The following is a 15,722-nucleotide window of genomic DNA, read 5'->3' on the forward strand; positions in this document are numbered from 1 at the left end:
TGCTAATTGATTGTATAATCTTCTTCTTCTTTCCAGATGCATTTTACATCTATGAATGTCTGTTTACAGCCGGTCAGGTGTTTTTGGGTAGGGTTAATGGTTAGCCTGTTTGTGATGGCTAATGCGCAGGCGCAAAGTTTTGTCTGGGCAAAGCGTGTGGGGGGCTCTTCATCGAACTTAAGTGATGCCGGTTTCGCCATCACTACCGATTTTGGTGGTAACGTGTACACCGCCGGGCGCTATGGCGGAACGGTCGATTTTGATCCGGGACCGGGTACGGCCAACCTGACGTCAACGGGGCTAAACGATCTTTTCGTGACCAAATTTGATGCCGCTGGTAATTTCGTTTGGGCGAAGAGCTTTGGTGGACCGGGCGACGATTTTGCTTACTCTATAGCGGTTGATGCCCTTGGAAACGTCTGTTTTACCGGATTTTTCAAAGCTACCGCCGACTTCGACCCGAGTGCAAATGTCTTTAATATTACTTCTGCGGGCGATTTTGATGCGTTTGTTTGCAAGCTGGATGGGTCCGGCGGTCTGGTTTGGGTTCGGCGCGTGGGGGGCGTAGGCGAAGATCGGGGGTACGCGCTGACGATCAATTCGTTGGGCTCGATCTATATAACAGGGGCGTTTACGAATACGGCTGATTTTGATCCCGGCCCCGGCGTAACCCAGTTTGTGTCACGGAGTGATTACGCCCCCGATATTTTTGTATGGCAGCTGGATCGGGATGGAAATTTTGTCTGGGTACGAATCATAGGCGGTACTGAATTCGACTATCCATCCTCTATTTCGCTGGATGCGTCGGAACGGATTTATGTCACCGGACGATTTGGGTCAACAGCCGATTTTGACCCCGGTCCGGGGGTATACACCCTAACGGCAGGCCAAAGCGATGGATTTGTGTGTAAGCTTAATACGGAGGGTAATTTGATGTGGGTAAGGCAAATGGGGGGCACCAGTGGCGATAACGCGTCTTCGGGCGCGGTTATGCCCGATCAGGGTGTATGTGTGACGGGGTCCTTCACCGGAACTGCTACATTCGGCCCTGGAGTCACGCTCGGTACGGGTAGTATTTACACAGATATTTTCGTTTGCCGATACGATTTGAACGGTACTTTGATCTGGGCAAAAACGATGGGTAGTAGCAACTTTGATGCAGGGAATGCGGTGGGTGTGGATAAAACGGGAAATATTTATGTGGCCGGGACCTTTCGGGAAACGGTGGATTTCGACCCCGGGCCGGGTACAACCAACTTAAATGCAGTGGGTGTAGAAGATGCCTTCGCAATTAAGCTCAGTCCGGATGGGCAGCTTTTGTGGGCACGAAGTATAGGTAGTCCCGGCTATGACAATGCGCGGGCAATGAACATTGATGCTGTTGGCGATATGCATCTGACAGGTAACTTCGAGCAAACAATGGATGCTGACCCAAATTCAGGCGTGTTTAACCTGTCGTCAGCTGGTTTTCAGGATGCGTTTATTGTTAAACTTACCGGGAGCAATGTCATGAATCATTATTCGGTGCAGGCCGGCTCGTGGAATCAAACGTCTACTTGGTCGTGCGGTTGTATACCCTCGTCTACCGATGTGGTCACCATCAATCATGCCGTCACGGTGCCGGTAGGCGGCCCACTCATCACGAAGCAAATCAGGCAGGGGGCAGGGGGTAAACTACAGTTTACTTCGGGTTCCCGCTTGCAGGTTGGCGCATCGAATTGAGTCGTCAAGTAGAGAAGTAAATAGGTGAGCCGCCGGGTGGTAATTGAATTGGTCAACATTCAATTACCACCCGGCGGCCCGGTTGGTTTCCAAATATATAAAGGCTACGCCAGTGCGTTTTCTTCGGTCTGAATCGGGTGCCGGGCGAGCCAATCGAGCAGAAGCTCATTGAAACGCTCGGGGTGCTCCATCATGGGTGCGTGGCAGCACTTATCGATAAAATGCAGTTCCGAGTTTTTGATAAGCCGGTTGAACTCGTGCGCTACTTCGGGGGGGGTAATGGTATCGTTGAGGCCCCAAATGAGCAACGTGGGTACGTCGATTTTGTGCAGGTCCTTGGCTACGTTGTTGCGTTGGGCCGATTTGGCAATCTGCACAATGTTCATGCATTTAGGAATGCTGCTCGTAATCTCAAACACCTCATCGATCAGCTCTTTGGTAGCCACCTTTGGGTCGTAGAATGTATAGGCTACGCGCTCGGCAATGTAGTCATAGCTACCGCGCTTGGGAAACGAGCCACCCATCGAGTTTTCAAACAGACCTGAGCTACCCGTCAGCAGCAGGCGCTTTACCATATCGGGGTGCTTGAACGTGTAGAGCAGGCCCACATGCCCGCCGAGTGAGTTGCCAAGCAGAGTAAGGTCAGTGAGGTTCCGATAAGCCACAAACTTTTCGATAAAGGCCACCAACCCCTCCAGGCTGGCTTCTCGCATGGGCATATCGTAAATAGGCATAACCGGAATCACCACCCGGTACTGCGTCGAGAACGTCCGGATAACACCATCCCAGTTACTGAGGGCCCCAAAGAGACCATGTAATAACAACAGGACATCGCCCTGCCCCTCGTCGATATAACGGAACCCTTCTTCTTCCCGAACCACGTAGGTTGCTGATGAACTCATAAGTAATGCTGATTCTGTACGGTGTCTGGATTGCTAACGGACCCAAAAGGAAATTGTACCCAGAAAGTTAACTATCTGCCTACATCGTAAACCAGAGTAGGGAGGCCAAAGACGCGCACTGCGGCTGAGGCAATTTACTCAAATGGCTCCCGGCGTAGGCCTTCTGTGTCGTAAACCTAACAACAAAATAAAGCAGTCTAAGAATAAGAATGAAATACTTTTTTTTGATTGCTGATTATCAATGAGTTTTATTTTTAACTGCTCTGAAAAATTCTATTCTTCTTGAAAAATTACTAAACCTGTCCGTTTCCTCGCTCATATTGGCGTGCACGCACTAATTTTGGCGACCAAATCTGACGATCTATGTCCAAGCAACCCATCCTTATTGTCGGGGCCGGAATGGCCGGTCTTAGCTGTGCCGTTTACCTTCAGCAGGCCGGATACGATACCCTCGTTCTCGAAGCCTCGGACGGGGTAGGCGGGCGCGTTCGCACCGACGTTGTCGATGGATTTCGGCTCGACCGGGGCTTTCAGATTCTCCTGACGGCGTATCCTGAAGCGGAACGATTACTGAACTATTCGGCCCTGCAACTACGGGCATTCCGGTCGGGTGCGTTGATTCATGACGGGCCCAACGGCTGGATGAAACTCCTCAATCCACTCCGCGAACCGACTACCGTGTTTCAAACGCTCGCGTCGGCCGTGGGTACGCTGGGTGATAAAGTGAATATTCTGCCCTTGCTACGCCATACACAGGCATTGCCGCTGGAGGAGCTGTTTCGGCAGGAGGCTACTACCACCCTCGACCATCTGCGCGAACAGGGCTTTTCAGACCAGATGATCGAGCGGTTTTTCCGGCCGTTCTTCGGGGGCGTATTCCTGGAGGATGACCTCCGCACGTCGAGCAATTTCTTCGATTTCTGCTTCCGTATGTTTTACACCGGCGACGCGGCCGTGCCCGCGCTCGGCATGGGCGAAATTCCAGCTCAGGTGGCTGCCCGGTTGCGACCCGGCAGTGTTCGGCTCAACAGTCCGGTCGTGCGCGTAGGCGCGGGTGAAGTGCAACTGGCGTCGGGCGAGGTGCTCACTGCCCCCGCTGTAGTTCTGGCCGTTGATGCGGCTCCGGCGGCCCGGTTGCTGGGGCGTCCTGAACTGCAATCCGATGCTTTCACGCACACCACCTGTACGTATTTTGCCATGTCTGAGGCCGATAAGCCTGCCGTTAGTCAGGGTGATAAACTCCTGATGCTGAACACTAAGCGGTCGGGGGCGGTGCACAACATAGCCGTGATGACCGATGTCTCGGCCGAGTATGCCCCGGCCGGACAGGCGCTGGTGTCGGTCAGTACGCAGGGACTGGACCAGGTTGATGAGCAGACCCTAACCGGGCGTATTCGGCAGGAGCTAACCGAATGGTTTGGCGAGTCGGTGAGCCGGTGGCGGCACCTGCGTACCTACCACCTTCCACAAGCCCTGCCCGCCTATGGTCCCGGTAAGGTCCATCAGCCCTTACAATTGGCGGATGGCCTGTTTCAGTGTGGCGACCAAACGGCTTACCCGTCGCTAAACGCGGCCATGCAAACCGGCCGCGAAGTAGCCGAACGAATCATAGCTGGGTAATTATTGGCTGAGGCTTACCCCAGAGCCTCGGCCATAGCCAGGCCCGATAGGTAAGCCCCTTCCACATTTCCCGGTCCGAAGCCGTCGCCCCCTACCAACAGGGGGGCGTCGGTATGGGCGCGCAGAAATGGCTCAGGGTGGCGGGTTTCGGTGAGGCTATACCGCCACCGGTGCACCTGAAAACTGACCACCCGGTCGGGGGGGACTACCGAAGCGACTGCCTGAAGCAACGTTTGACCTACTGTGGTCAGGTCGTCGTCGAAATGAGCGAGGCTAAACGCACCTCCGGCCTGAATCGTGACTGACGGCTGGTTGGGCGAGATACCTTTCTGATAATTGTCGGCTACCCAGGCTACCGGGCCTTGTTCGGGCCAATAGGCACCTGGTTTCTGGATATTAGTTGGCCCTGAAAGTACGGCCATGACCGCAATGCAGGGCGTGTAGGTAATGGCTTGCAGGGCGTTTAGGTCGATGTCGGTGGGGTCGAGGTTGCTGTCCTGAAGCAGGGTAAGCGCCTGCGGAGCGGGCATGGTCAACAAGACCTGATCGGCCTCAAAGGTGTGGCCGGTATCGGCAATGGCGCGCCAGCCGGGTGTACCCGCCCGGTCTATTTTTTCGAGCTGGACAACCCGTTCGCCGGTGACCACGTTAAGTCCCTGGGCCAGATACTTCGGAATCGTACTCATTCCGTCCCGACCGATGTACGGCAACCGGTCATCGTCGGGTCCCGACACGGGCCATATGCCCGCTATACTGTTCAGGAGAAGCTCTTCGACAAAGGCCGAAAATTCGGGATTATGGGCCGTGAAGTACTGGGCACCGTGGTCGGCCCGACTTTGTTCTATACGGCGGGTAGCCATTCGGCCGCCTACGCCCCGACCTTTGTCGAGAACCGTGACGGTATGGCCTTTTTGCATAAGTTTGCGGGCAGCGGTCAGGCCAGCTATGCCCGCGCCAATCGATAAAATTGAAGGCATAAGACGGGGGTAATCACCGAAAATAACCACGTGTAGGGCCGCTTTGTTATACCCATAATGCGCCGAATTACGCCTTTCTCGCTCTTTGTGTCGTTTCTGATTGTGCTACCTGTAGCAGTGCTTTGGCTGTTTCCGGCGGTATTGCGTTGCCTCGCGGTCGGATACGACGACGATTTTTTGGCGGTTCAGTCGGCTGGTAATCAGGTGTATATCAGTCAGCAAACGCCCGCGCGCCAACGACAGCGGCTGTTGCAAAACAACCAGCAGGCCACCGGCCGGATTCGGCAGTTTTGGGGCGATAAAACCGGGCAGGCAACCCTTATTTACTGCCATTCTGTTGAACAATATGCCCTGTATTGTGGCAACGGTTCGGCCGAATCGTCGGCGGGGTGTAGTCTGGGTACGCCCTGGGGTAGCTCGTACATTGTACTTGGCCCCGAAGGCAACAGTGCCGATGTCATTGCGCATGAGCGGTGCCACGACGAATTGCTGGCGCGTGTGGGCTGGTGGCGCACCCGGCGGCAAATTCCGCAGTGGTTCAATGAGGGATTGGCGCTCATGGTTGATTACCGGTTTACCGATCCGCATACCGACCGTCGGCAGCGGGCCCGCGACTTCCGGGCCGAGTGGGAATACCGGGCCTATGGCCGGCAAATGGGCCTGTCGCTCAACGACCTCGAATCGATGCGCGATTTTTTCGGGGGCGACTATCACCACGTGATGCTGGCTTACTACACGGGTGCGGCCGAGGTGTCGCGTTGGCTGGCACGGGTAGGGGATACCGGCCCGCGCGAATTGGCCCGCCGGGTGGGGGCTGGCGAAGCGTTCGGCTCGGTGTATGGCCCGGTTCCGGCTACTTTGTATGTTCCTGAAACAGACTCGTTATACCATCATGACACAAACTGATTTTATGCATTCACTGAGTCAGTCGGCCCCGGCTTCGGATTGGCCGCCTGTGCTGAAGGCGCTTTGGTACGATGCCAACGGCAACTGGGAGCAGGCGCATAATATTGCGCAGAGCCGCGAGGGCACCCGCGAGTACGACCGTCTGCACGCGTATCTGCATCGTAAAGAAGGCGATGACTGGAACGCGGGCTACTGGTACCGCCGGGCCAAAGCGGAGGTATTCAGAGGGTCGCTCGACGCCGAATGGGAAGAACTGGTAAAGCTGACGCTGGCGGAGCGCTAAGCGTTGTGCCTGTATTTTCCCTGCCAGTGGTCGTAGACCCTGGCAGTGGAAATTATTGGTAGCGGAGCGGCCGCAGACCCTGGCAGTGGAAATTATTGGTAGCGGAGCGGTCGCAGACCCTGGCAGTGGAAGTTGCTGGTTGGATTCGACAATCCAATCCATTTGGGTATACGGAGGTAAGTTTTCAGAAAACCTCTCTCCCTGAAGCTCTCAATGCCCCAAAAAAGGAGCGGGGTAACTACTATACGGGCCTGTTGACCCATACGGTAGTTACCCCGGCATCCCGTCTATTGATGAATTACACGGTTTCTTCTTGTTCGAGCAGCTCAGCTACGGGCACCAGTGGCAAACTGAATGCATCGGCTACTCCTTTGTACACCACTTTGCCTTCTACCACGTTCAGACCGGCTTTCAGCTCGGCATTGTCGCGGCAGGCCTGCTGCCATCCTTTGTTAGCCAATTGCAGCGCATAGGGCAGGGTTGCGTTGGTCAGAGCCAGTGTCGAGGTGTAGGGTACGGCACCGGGCATATTAGCTACGCAGTAGTGCACCACATCGTCTATAATGAAGGTTGGGTTCTCGTGCGTCGTGGGCGAGCACGTTTCGATACAACCACCCTGATCGACGGCTACGTCGACGAGCACGGTACCCGGCCGCATCAGCTTAAGCATATCGCGCGTGATGAGGTGGGGCGCTTTGGCACCCGGAATCAGCACGGCCCCAATGATGAGGTCGGCGTGTTTGATCTCTTCCCGGATGTTGTACTCGTTCGACATGATGGTGTCGACGTTTTCGGGCATAATATCCGACAGGTACCGCAACCGGGCGAGGCTAATGTCCATCAGGATTACATGAGCGCCCAGACCGGCGGCCATTTTGGCGGCCTGCGTACCAACAATACCACCACCCAGAACAAGCACACGGGCTGGTTTCACGCCCGGTACACCACCGAGCAGAATCCCACGGCCTTTCAGGGGCTTCTCCAGATATTTGGCTCCTTCCTGCACGGCCATCCGACCGGCCACTTCCGACATGGGTACGAGCAACGGCAGACTCCGATCGCTTTTCTCAACCGTTTCGTAGGCCAGACACACCGCCCCTTTGGCAATCATGGCGCGGGTTAGTTCTTCCGACGACGCGAAGTGGAAGTAGGTAAACAGAAGCTGATTTTCACGGATCAGGTCGTACTCAACCGCAATCGGCTCCTTTACTTTCATGATCATTTCGGCAATTCCGTACACCTCCTCAATGGTCGGAAGCATCGTGGCACCAGCCGCAACGTACTCTTCGTCGGGGAAACCGCTGCCTTCGCCGGCTGTAGCCTGTACATACACAGTATGCCCATGCTTCCGTAGTTCCGAAACGCCAGCGGGCGTCAGCGCCACACGGTTCTCATTATTTTTGATCTCCTTGGGAACACCAATAATCATGATCGTCTGTTTTTGCAATGAAGTCTATAAAGAACAAAAGTACAATCGCCTACTTTATTTCTGAATCCGTCTAAAAAAATGGTATTTTGGTTTTATCAAACGTGTTTCAGTGGGAATTTTTCCTGAAACAGTCTTTGTTTGGTTTTACTTACCAGAACGTCGTTCGGTTGGGGAATCAACGCCTGTACGCCTACTCTGTATGCTCGACAAAATAGACCGGCAGATTATCACCCTGCTCCAACAAAATGCCCACCTGACCAATGCCGAAATTGGCCAGCAAATCAACCTCTCCAAAACACCCGTCCACGAGCGCATCAAGCGGCTCGAGCGCGAAGGGTACATTGACCGGTACGTGGCCATTGTGAGCCGACGCAAACTCGGTAATCTGCTGACGGTGTACTGTCAGGTGTCGCTCGACAAGCAGAACCGCGACACCTTTGCCCACTTCAACAAGATCGTGCGTACCCTTCCCGAAGTGCTGGAGTGTAATCTGGTGTCGGGATCGTTTGATTATCTGGTGAAGGTGATTGTGCGCGACATGGACCACTATAACCGGTTTTATCAGGAGGAGTTTTCGGTTATTGCCGGGGTGCAGCATATCAGCAGTTTTTTTGTGATGGACGAGGTGAAAAACACCACCGCTGTCCCGGTAGGGCTGGCCTAAGCCTGCTTCATGTGTACCGAAATAAAGCGTATATCACCGTTTTTGGGGTTTGGTATGACAATTGTGATGGGCTTGAGCAGGTGCCTAATTGGGTGCCTATCCATTCGGTTATCATTTGAGGGTCAGTCCCATGCAATTACGTTTACTCGCCATTATTTGCCTGCTGGGCCCGTCGGTGTTTGCGCAGGCTCCTAAACCGTTGCTGTACCGGCAGGAGTTGAAAGGGCTGGCGTCGACCGCGGGCGAGCTGCCGTTCTGGTTTCGAGCCAATCAGTATGGCGTGGTGCCCCGGTCCGAAATGCTGTACAGCCTGCGCTCGGCCTGGCAGATCGATTATCGGAAGCCACCCAAAACCCGTGGAGATAGCTTGTGGGCCGAGCTGCAAAAAATAGACTGGGGCTGGGGTCTCGAAGCCGTAGCCAACTACGGCCCCACCACCCGGCAGGTGATTTTGCCGGAAGCGTACGTGAAAGCCCGCTACCGGGCCTTTGAAGCCTATGCCGGCCGACGCCGGGAGGTGTATGGCCTGGGTCCCGATTCGGCCTTGAGTTCGGGCTCGTACAGTTGGTCGGGCAATGCGCTGCCCATGATTAAGGTGCAGGTGGCCATTCCGCAGTTTTGGCCCGCCAATGGCCGGTTGGCTATTCGGGGTACCTTTGCGCAGGGCTGGTTCGACAACGGCTTTGTCGAAAATTCACTGCTGCATCAGAAATCATTGTACATCCGGCTGGGTCGTCCGGGTGCGGCCCTGAAACTGTACGGTGGTTTCAACCATCAGGTGCAGTGGGCCGGGCGTACCAAATGGCTGACCAACGAGTTTATCAAAGGAAACCAGTTTCCGTCGTCGTGGCAGGATTACTGGTACACCATAGCCGGTACAAGCCTCAATACCGTGCGCGGCATCGATACCACGCGCTACAGCACCTTCGACCGGGGCAACCGGGTGGGTAATCACCTCGGCACGATTGATTTGGGGGCCGAGGTTCGACTCGGGCAGGTGTCGGTGATGCTCTATCGACAGAGTATTTACGAAGATGGCTCGCTGTTTTATCTGATTAACATCAACGATGGGTTGCACGGGCTGCGGCTACAAAACCGGAAACCCACAACCGGCGGCTTTCGGCTGAATACCCTGGTGCTGGAGTTTCTGAACACCTACAGTCAGGGCGGTAATGCCTTTGTGGATGGCGACCCGAAACGCCGGGGCCGCGACGATTATTTCAACCACGGGCAGTACCGCGATGGCTGGTCGTATCGGGGCCGCTCGCTTGGCACTCCGTTTATTGCTCCTGCTACCGACCTCGACCCCGAGTTGCCGTCGTACCTGTTTACCAACAACAATCGGGTGCGGGTGTACCATGCTGGGCTGTCGGGGCAGGTGGCCGATGCCGTTCGGTTTTCGCTCAAAGCGTCGTACAGTCAAAATGCCGGTACGTATCAGGTGCCTTTTCTGGATGAACCCACGCAGCGGTCGGGGATTGCCACGGTGAGTGTCCGGCTCCGGCCGGCAGGGGTATGGCTCAACACGGCCGTTGCCGTAGATCGGGGTGGTCTGTACAGCCGCAATACGGGTTTTGCGCTTAGTTTGGTGAAGGAAGGTGAGTTGTAAGAGGGCAAAAAAAGCCCCGTTTCCATACTCCTTGCCCACCTGAGGCCCGGAACACAGAAACGGGGAAGCCGCAACGGCCTTGGAAATACGTTATTTACCGACCGAAATCAGGTTGGCAAACAGCCGGTACGCGCCCGGCACCCCGGCGGGTAGTTGCCGGAAAAACGCCAGGCCCGTGTAAATAAAATGACCTTTGCCGTGCTTGGCGTAAATCAGGCTACCGTTTTTGGGCGCTTCGCCCGTGTCGGCAGCACTGAAAATGGGTTCGTACGCCTTATCGAAATCAACCGCGAAATACAGGCCACGCTCCTGCACCCACCCGTCGAAATCGCGCTCAGTGAGTTTGTTGGGCGTGTTGAGCAACGGATGCTGCGGGTTGATAAACGTCATTTTGGCGTCTTCTTCGGTCACCCGGTCGCGGCCTACCGTAAATGGATAGGGTCCCAGCTGATTCACTTTGAGGCCATTGGATAGCACCGCCGAGCCACCCGGCGTCACGTACTGCACAATCATGGTGCCGCCGTTCTGCACGTATTGCAACAGTTTGGCCTGGTAGAACTTCAGGTAATCTTCGGTATTGTAGGCCCGTACGCCCACCACAATGGCATCGAACCGGCTCAGGTCTTTGTTCAGTTCGATGGGGTCGAGCAGGGTTACAGTGCAACCCATCTGCCGGAGGGCCGTGGGTACTTCGTCGCCTGCGCCCATGATGTAGCCAATCTGCTTGGCGGTAGTTTTCACGTCGAGCCGAACCAGTTTTGCCTCGCTGAGGGGGAAGTTAGTTTGGGTCGGAATGTGCTTATAATCGACCAGGCGGATACCGCGCGTAAACTGTCCGTTGGCGGTAGTAGCTACGGCCTGAATCCGGTCAATGCGGTCGGTGGCTCCGGCGGTCGTCGCTCCGGGGGCTTTGCCTGGCGATACCGTGAAGGTCAGCCGAGCTTCCTGTCCTTTGTCTTTCAGATCGAATGGAGCATTGGCAGGTGTGATGTTCCAACCGGCTGGTACCGACAGCGACAGCGTACCCGATACACCAGCCCGGCCCGCTTTTACCACTGTTTCAATGGTTTTGGGGCTATTGTCGGCAAACGCATACACTTTTTCAGCCACGTTGATCATGACGTCGGGCTGTACCACAAACGGCCGGTAAATTTCGCCATCGACGGGGTCGGTAAACTTGTAAATCCAAGGTCGTGAGAAGGTAAATTGTTCACCGGCAATATCAAACGTAAACTCAGTGGTCAGTGCGGGCGGGTTTTCGGGCAATCCAATCAACCGCTGATCGTCGACCTGAAACAAGCCTTTCTGCATGGGTTTTTCGAGCCAGTACGGCAGCGAAATCGCCTGTTTGGCCGGTATGGAGAGTTGAGCTGTCAGGGGCACCACCTCGTTGGGTTTCAGCGTCAGGTTCAGCGTGGTATCGCGGCCGGCTTGTGGGTCGCGCACGCGCAACAGCCGAACGGGGACCTCGGTCGTACGCCCTACTACGGTACTATTCACCCGAATACGTTCGCCGGGCGTAGCTGCGTAGTCGACAGGGTTGGTTTCGAACCAAAGGCCCAGACACTGCTGAATAAGCAGTTCGACGTCGGCCAGTTTGGTGCGTACGTTAATGTCGGTTGTGTCGAGTTTACCCAGCGCCTTGTGGAGTTGTACCAGCAAGGGCACCGAAGCGGCCGGGCGGTCGGGCCGAAACTGCCCGATCAGCTGATTGACCAGCGTTTGTACCGACTCGCTCCCTTTGATGCGCTTCCAGGTCATATCGACTCCGTCGAAGGGGTCCTGCTGCATAGGGTCGCCGGCTTTGGTGAGCAGGTAGTCGATGCGGGCACCCCGGTTGGCAGCTACCCCGAATCCCTGACTTTTGTGCTGACTGCGGCTTTCGGCGGCAATTTCGCCGTACGATTTACCCAGCAACGGATTGAACAGACCCGTTTCGACGCCAATCAGGTTGCCAGCTTCGTCGGGCTTTTTGTTGCTCATAAACGCGCTCGGAATAAACACGTTCCACATAATCCGCTTGGGTTGCCAGGGCTTGGCATACGCCAGTTGCTCCGGGAACTTGGTGGGATCACCCGCAATTTTGAAGGCCTCTTCGGCCAGATACCCCGATGCACTGTGGTGCCCGTGGCCCGCGCGGGGGTCGGGCGGGAACCGGGTGATGATGATGTCGGGGCGGAATGTGCGGATACGCCAGACCACATCGGCCAGCACCTGATCGCGGCCCCAGGTACGCACGGCTTCGTCGGTCGATTTGGAGAACCCGAAATCGTAGGCCCGGCTGAAAAACTGCTCAGGGCCATCGACACGCCGGGCTGCCAAGAGTTCCTGCGTCCGAATCAGGCCAATGTATTCGCCCTGTTCGACCCCAATGAGGTTTTGGCCACCGTCGCCCCGCGTAAGGGAGAGGTAAGCCGTGCGGGACAGCCGTTCTTTGGCCAGGTACGAGAGCATGAGGGTGTTCTCGTCGTCGGGGTGGGCCGCTACATACAGCACCGAACCCACTACGTTTAGTTTTTTGAGGTTAAGCAGAATCTCACCGGGAGGAGCGGGCCGGGCCGGGCCATAAGGCACCTGAGCGGAGGTCTGTAAAATAGATACGAATAAAAGGCAGGCAATTGACAGCGAGCGAAGTGTTTGAAGCACGGTCGTAGCAGCTTGTGGGTTATGATGGGCGTAAAGATACGATTTTTCGGGCGTGAGGGAGGCAAACAGAAAAGGGCCAAACCGGTTCGTTCCGGTCTGACCCCTTGCCGATTATTACTGGACAAAATGGCCACTGGTAAGAAATTGAACGCGGATAACGCGGATCGGGCCGATGTACGCGGATTGATGCAGGGGATCAGCGTATATCCGTTTAATCCGCGTCCAATTACTATTGAAATGAATTGTCACTGAGCGTTAGTCGAGCTTCATAATTTTAAACGTTTGTGTGGGGCTACCCTGCGGAGTTACCTGCCAGAGATAGATTCCCGTGGGGAGCTGCCGCAGGTTGAGCCGTAGCCCGGTCGGCGTGGTTTCGGGGGCTGCTACCTTCAGCTCGTAACCCGACGCCGACAGTACCCGGCTGCTCCAGGTGGCGTTGGCCGCGCCGGGCCAGAGAAGCTGCACCTCGTCGGTGGTGGGGTTGGGGCCTACTACCCACTCCATAGTGGGCTCGGCTGCCGGGGCCATCCGGGCCGATGTGCCCGACATAGAACCCCCCGTGCAGGCGCTCCGGATGTTCCAGACGAGCGATACCTGTTTGCCGTTTTGCCGGGCGTAAATCGTGATGGTCTGCGCGTCGCGCCGGATACCCTCGCCGATGACGTGTGTAGGCGTGGTGGTCCAGCCGGTAATGCCCGGTGCCATGTATTCAACAACGCTTCCTGTACCACCGATGGTCGAGAAGGTAACCTGCCCCGACCCACAGTTGTAGATCGGTACGAGCAAAATCAGATCAATACTGGCCGGTGGAGTACTCGGCTTCGGGGCCGAATCGCTCGTGGGTGGGGTAGTTGTGGATGGGGGCGTGGCCGGTGCCGAGCCATCGCAGGCGGCCCGGATATTCCAGTTGAGCGAGATCTGCACCCCCGATTGCCGGGCGTAAATCGTGATGGTTTGAGCGTCGCGCCGGATGCCTTCACCAATCAGGTGTGACGCATTCGTGGTCCAGCCGGTAATGCCCGGTGCCATAAATTCTACGGCACTGCCGTTGCCGCCCGTGGTTCGGAACACAGCCGCGCCGGTCTGGCAGTTGTAGAGTGGTGTTTGCAGGGCTAAGGCTCCGCCCGTAATCGGTGGCGCGGGCGTTTGGGGGGCGGTGTTGGAGGCCGGTTGGCCCGTGCTGGGGGTTGTGCCGGGCGATGTTGTCGGTGCTGAGCCATCGCAGGCCGCCCGAATTCCCCAGATCAATGAAATCTGCCCACCCGACTGCCGGGCGTAGATAGTCAGGGTCTGGGCATCGCGCCGGATACCTTCGCCCACGGTATGGGCCGGGTTGGTGGTCCAGCCGGTAATGCCCGGAATGGCAAACTCGATGCGGGTGCCGTCGCCCCCGCTTGTATTGAGCACAATAGCTCCGGTTTGGCAGTTGTAGGTCGGTGTGGTGAGCCGGAGGGCGTTGCCCACATTTTCTTTCGATGGGTCGGGCGTGGTGGGCGTTTGAGCCACCGGGTCGGTTTGGTTCGATGCTGCGGGTGAGGCCGGGCCGTAGTTGGGCAGTGAAGGCTGCGACTGCCGGAAATAGTCGGTGGTGAGCGAGCTGCTCCAGAGGTCGGCTAAGAACCCGTACGCGTTTTCGGTAAAGTGCAGCTTGTCGGCGCGGTAGTTGGGACCGTAGTACGGGTCCGTATAGGGCCCGGCAAAGGTATTGCTCGTGCTACCGATGAGGATATTCTGCGCCGTAATGATGTTGGGGTCTACCTCTTTGCCGGGGTAAAATGGGTAGTACGACGCCCGTGCTATCATCCAGGAGAGGTTTCCGAAACCGCTGTCGTTACGGGTTTGGCCTATAACCACGCGCATGTTGTTCACGTAGCCCTCGGTGGTCTGGAATGAGTTGTCCGACTCGCCCTGATGCCACAGAATACCCCGGATACCGGTTTTTTTGCCGTAAACCTGCAAGGCCAGCCGGAGCGGCTTGTACGGGATATTGCCGGTCCAGTCGCGGCCGCTCACGTTCTCAACGCCCTGGGCCGCTTCGCGCCAGTTGTTGGTCGATGCCCCCGGCCCGGCCGCGCCCAGAAATAGGACCGGAACACCCAGTTTAGCCACCAGCCGGTCGCCCAGACCACCCCAGATATACAGCGGGTTGCGGGGGGCACAGTTGGTACCGGGGCCAGCCTGTGAGAATACCATTGGCAGAGTACTTTCGCTCACGTGCCCTTCGAGACCCGGCCAGTAGTTGACAACCGACACCCGGTCGTCGGCGGCTGGTAGCCCTTTGCCTTCTTCACCGTAGTTGTTCGACTGGCCCGAAACAATAAATACTTCGCCAACGCCGATACGCTCGCGTCGTTGCCGGGCTACTTCGGTGTTACCCGCGAGGGCAACTACCTCGAGGTCGTAGAAACCGCCCGTTGCGGAAATGTTGATCTGAAACGTGCCGTTGCTGAGGGAGCCTTCGCGCCAGTCGGTTGTTTGCCCGCCCTGCCGCGCAATCAGCCGACCCTGTATGCGGGTGGCTGAGCCGGGTGCCTGCCCCCGGACCGGGACAATGGCTGTGTTGGAAGAGGAACGCTGGAAAACCATCCGGCTCACCGGTGAATCGAGCGTTAATGTTTGACCCATGAGTTGAAATCCTAATAAACTCAACAGGCTTACTAAGAGGTAGTTGCGCACGTTCATGGACGTATCTTGTAGTTTTAAATCAAATGGTAGTTGAAACAGGGTGCATTCACTTGCATTAATTACTCGGATTCTGTTTTGTTCCAAAGGGTTGTAGAGGCAAAGCGTAGTTTTGATTAAACGGCGTATTTTGTTGAAGATGACCTCTACAAGATCCTGATAGTGAGGATAATTCGTTTTAACGCCGTTTGTTCAATTTTTTGTGAACAAAAAGCCCATTTTTCACTCATTGTTTTGTGGAATCTTTTGGGGTCGATTAATCCACAAAAACAGTAGGCTATC

Annotated in this window: 11 protein-coding genes; 6 read left to right on the top strand and 5 right to left on the bottom strand. The window is 56.1% G+C overall.

Annotated elements, in window-relative coordinates:
• Positions 1 to 51: 51 nt before the first annotated feature.
• Positions 52 to 1,722, top strand: coding sequence for an NHL repeat-containing protein (locus F5984_RS00280; RefSeq protein WP_152121729.1), 1,671 nt, complete (start codon positions 52 to 54; stop codon positions 1,720 to 1,722).
• A 104-nt stretch (positions 1,723 to 1,826) separates the two neighbouring features.
• Here the strand turns inward: F5984_RS00280 and F5984_RS00285 are convergent, their stop codons facing one another.
• On the bottom strand, positions 1,827 to 2,624 hold the full coding sequence (locus F5984_RS00285; protein WP_152121731.1) for an alpha/beta fold hydrolase: 798 nt from the start codon (positions 2,622 to 2,624) through the stop codon (positions 1,827 to 1,829).
• A 363-nt stretch (positions 2,625 to 2,987) separates the two neighbouring features.
• Between F5984_RS00285 and F5984_RS00290 the strand changes: the two genes are divergently transcribed.
• Positions 2,988 to 4,244 (top strand): NAD(P)/FAD-dependent oxidoreductase, encoded by a 1,257-nt coding sequence (locus tag F5984_RS00290; protein WP_152121732.1) that lies wholly within the window; start codon positions 2,988 to 2,990, stop codon positions 4,242 to 4,244.
• 14 nt (positions 4,245 to 4,258) lie between these two features.
• Here F5984_RS00290 and F5984_RS00295 read toward each other — a convergent pair whose 3' ends face one another.
• On the bottom strand, positions 4,259 to 5,221 hold the full coding sequence (locus tag F5984_RS00295; protein WP_152121734.1) for an NAD(P)/FAD-dependent oxidoreductase: 963 nt from the start codon (positions 5,219 to 5,221) through the stop codon (positions 4,259 to 4,261).
• A gap of 57 nt (positions 5,222 to 5,278) precedes the next feature.
• Between F5984_RS00295 and F5984_RS00300 the strand changes: the two genes are divergently transcribed.
• Positions 5,279 to 6,127, top strand: a complete 849-nt coding sequence (locus tag F5984_RS00300) for a hypothetical protein (RefSeq protein WP_152121736.1) — start codon at positions 5,279 to 5,281, stop codon at positions 6,125 to 6,127.
• Positions 6,114 to 6,410: a hypothetical protein gene (locus tag F5984_RS00305; protein ID WP_185155376.1), complete on the top strand. Its 297-nt coding sequence runs from the start codon at positions 6,114 to 6,116 to the stop codon at positions 6,408 to 6,410. Before F5984_RS00300 ends, F5984_RS00305 begins: the two co-directional genes overlap by 14 nt.
• Before the next feature lie 298 nt (positions 6,411 to 6,708).
• Here the strand turns inward: F5984_RS00305 and ald are convergent, their stop codons facing one another.
• Positions 6,709 to 7,839, bottom strand: coding sequence for an alanine dehydrogenase (gene ald / locus F5984_RS00310; protein ID WP_152121738.1), 1,131 nt, complete (start codon positions 7,837 to 7,839; stop codon positions 6,709 to 6,711).
• 199 nt (positions 7,840 to 8,038) lie between these two features.
• On the opposite strand from ald, the gene F5984_RS00315 reads away from it, so the two are divergent.
• Together F5984_RS00315 and F5984_RS00320 are read left to right on the top strand one after the other, a co-directional pair.
• Positions 8,039 to 8,503, top strand: coding sequence for an Lrp/AsnC family transcriptional regulator (locus tag F5984_RS00315; RefSeq protein WP_152121740.1), 465 nt, complete (start codon positions 8,039 to 8,041; stop codon positions 8,501 to 8,503).
• 130 nt (positions 8,504 to 8,633) lie between these two features.
• Positions 8,634 to 10,112 carry a capsule assembly Wzi family protein gene (locus F5984_RS00320; RefSeq protein WP_152121742.1) on the top strand — a complete coding sequence of 493 codons (1,479 nt, stop codon included), beginning with the start codon at positions 8,634 to 8,636 and terminating at the stop codon, positions 10,110 to 10,112.
• Between the two features lie 90 nt (positions 10,113 to 10,202).
• Here F5984_RS00320 and F5984_RS00325 read toward each other — a convergent pair whose 3' ends face one another.
• Both F5984_RS00325 and F5984_RS00330 read right to left on the bottom strand, forming a co-directional pair.
• Positions 10,203 to 12,758, bottom strand: coding sequence for a PIG-L family deacetylase (locus F5984_RS00325; protein WP_246168740.1), 2,556 nt, complete (start codon positions 12,756 to 12,758; stop codon positions 10,203 to 10,205).
• A gap of 255 nt (positions 12,759 to 13,013) precedes the next feature.
• Positions 13,014 to 15,383 carry a sialate O-acetylesterase gene (locus tag F5984_RS00330; protein WP_185155377.1) on the bottom strand — a complete coding sequence of 790 codons (2,370 nt, stop codon included), beginning with the start codon at positions 15,381 to 15,383 and terminating at the stop codon, positions 13,014 to 13,016.
• Positions 15,384 to 15,722 lie beyond the last annotated feature (339 nt).

Source organism: Rudanella paleaurantiibacter (assembly GCF_009184635.1).
Lineage (GTDB): Bacteria > Bacteroidota > Bacteroidia > Cytophagales > Spirosomataceae > Rudanella > Rudanella paleaurantiibacter.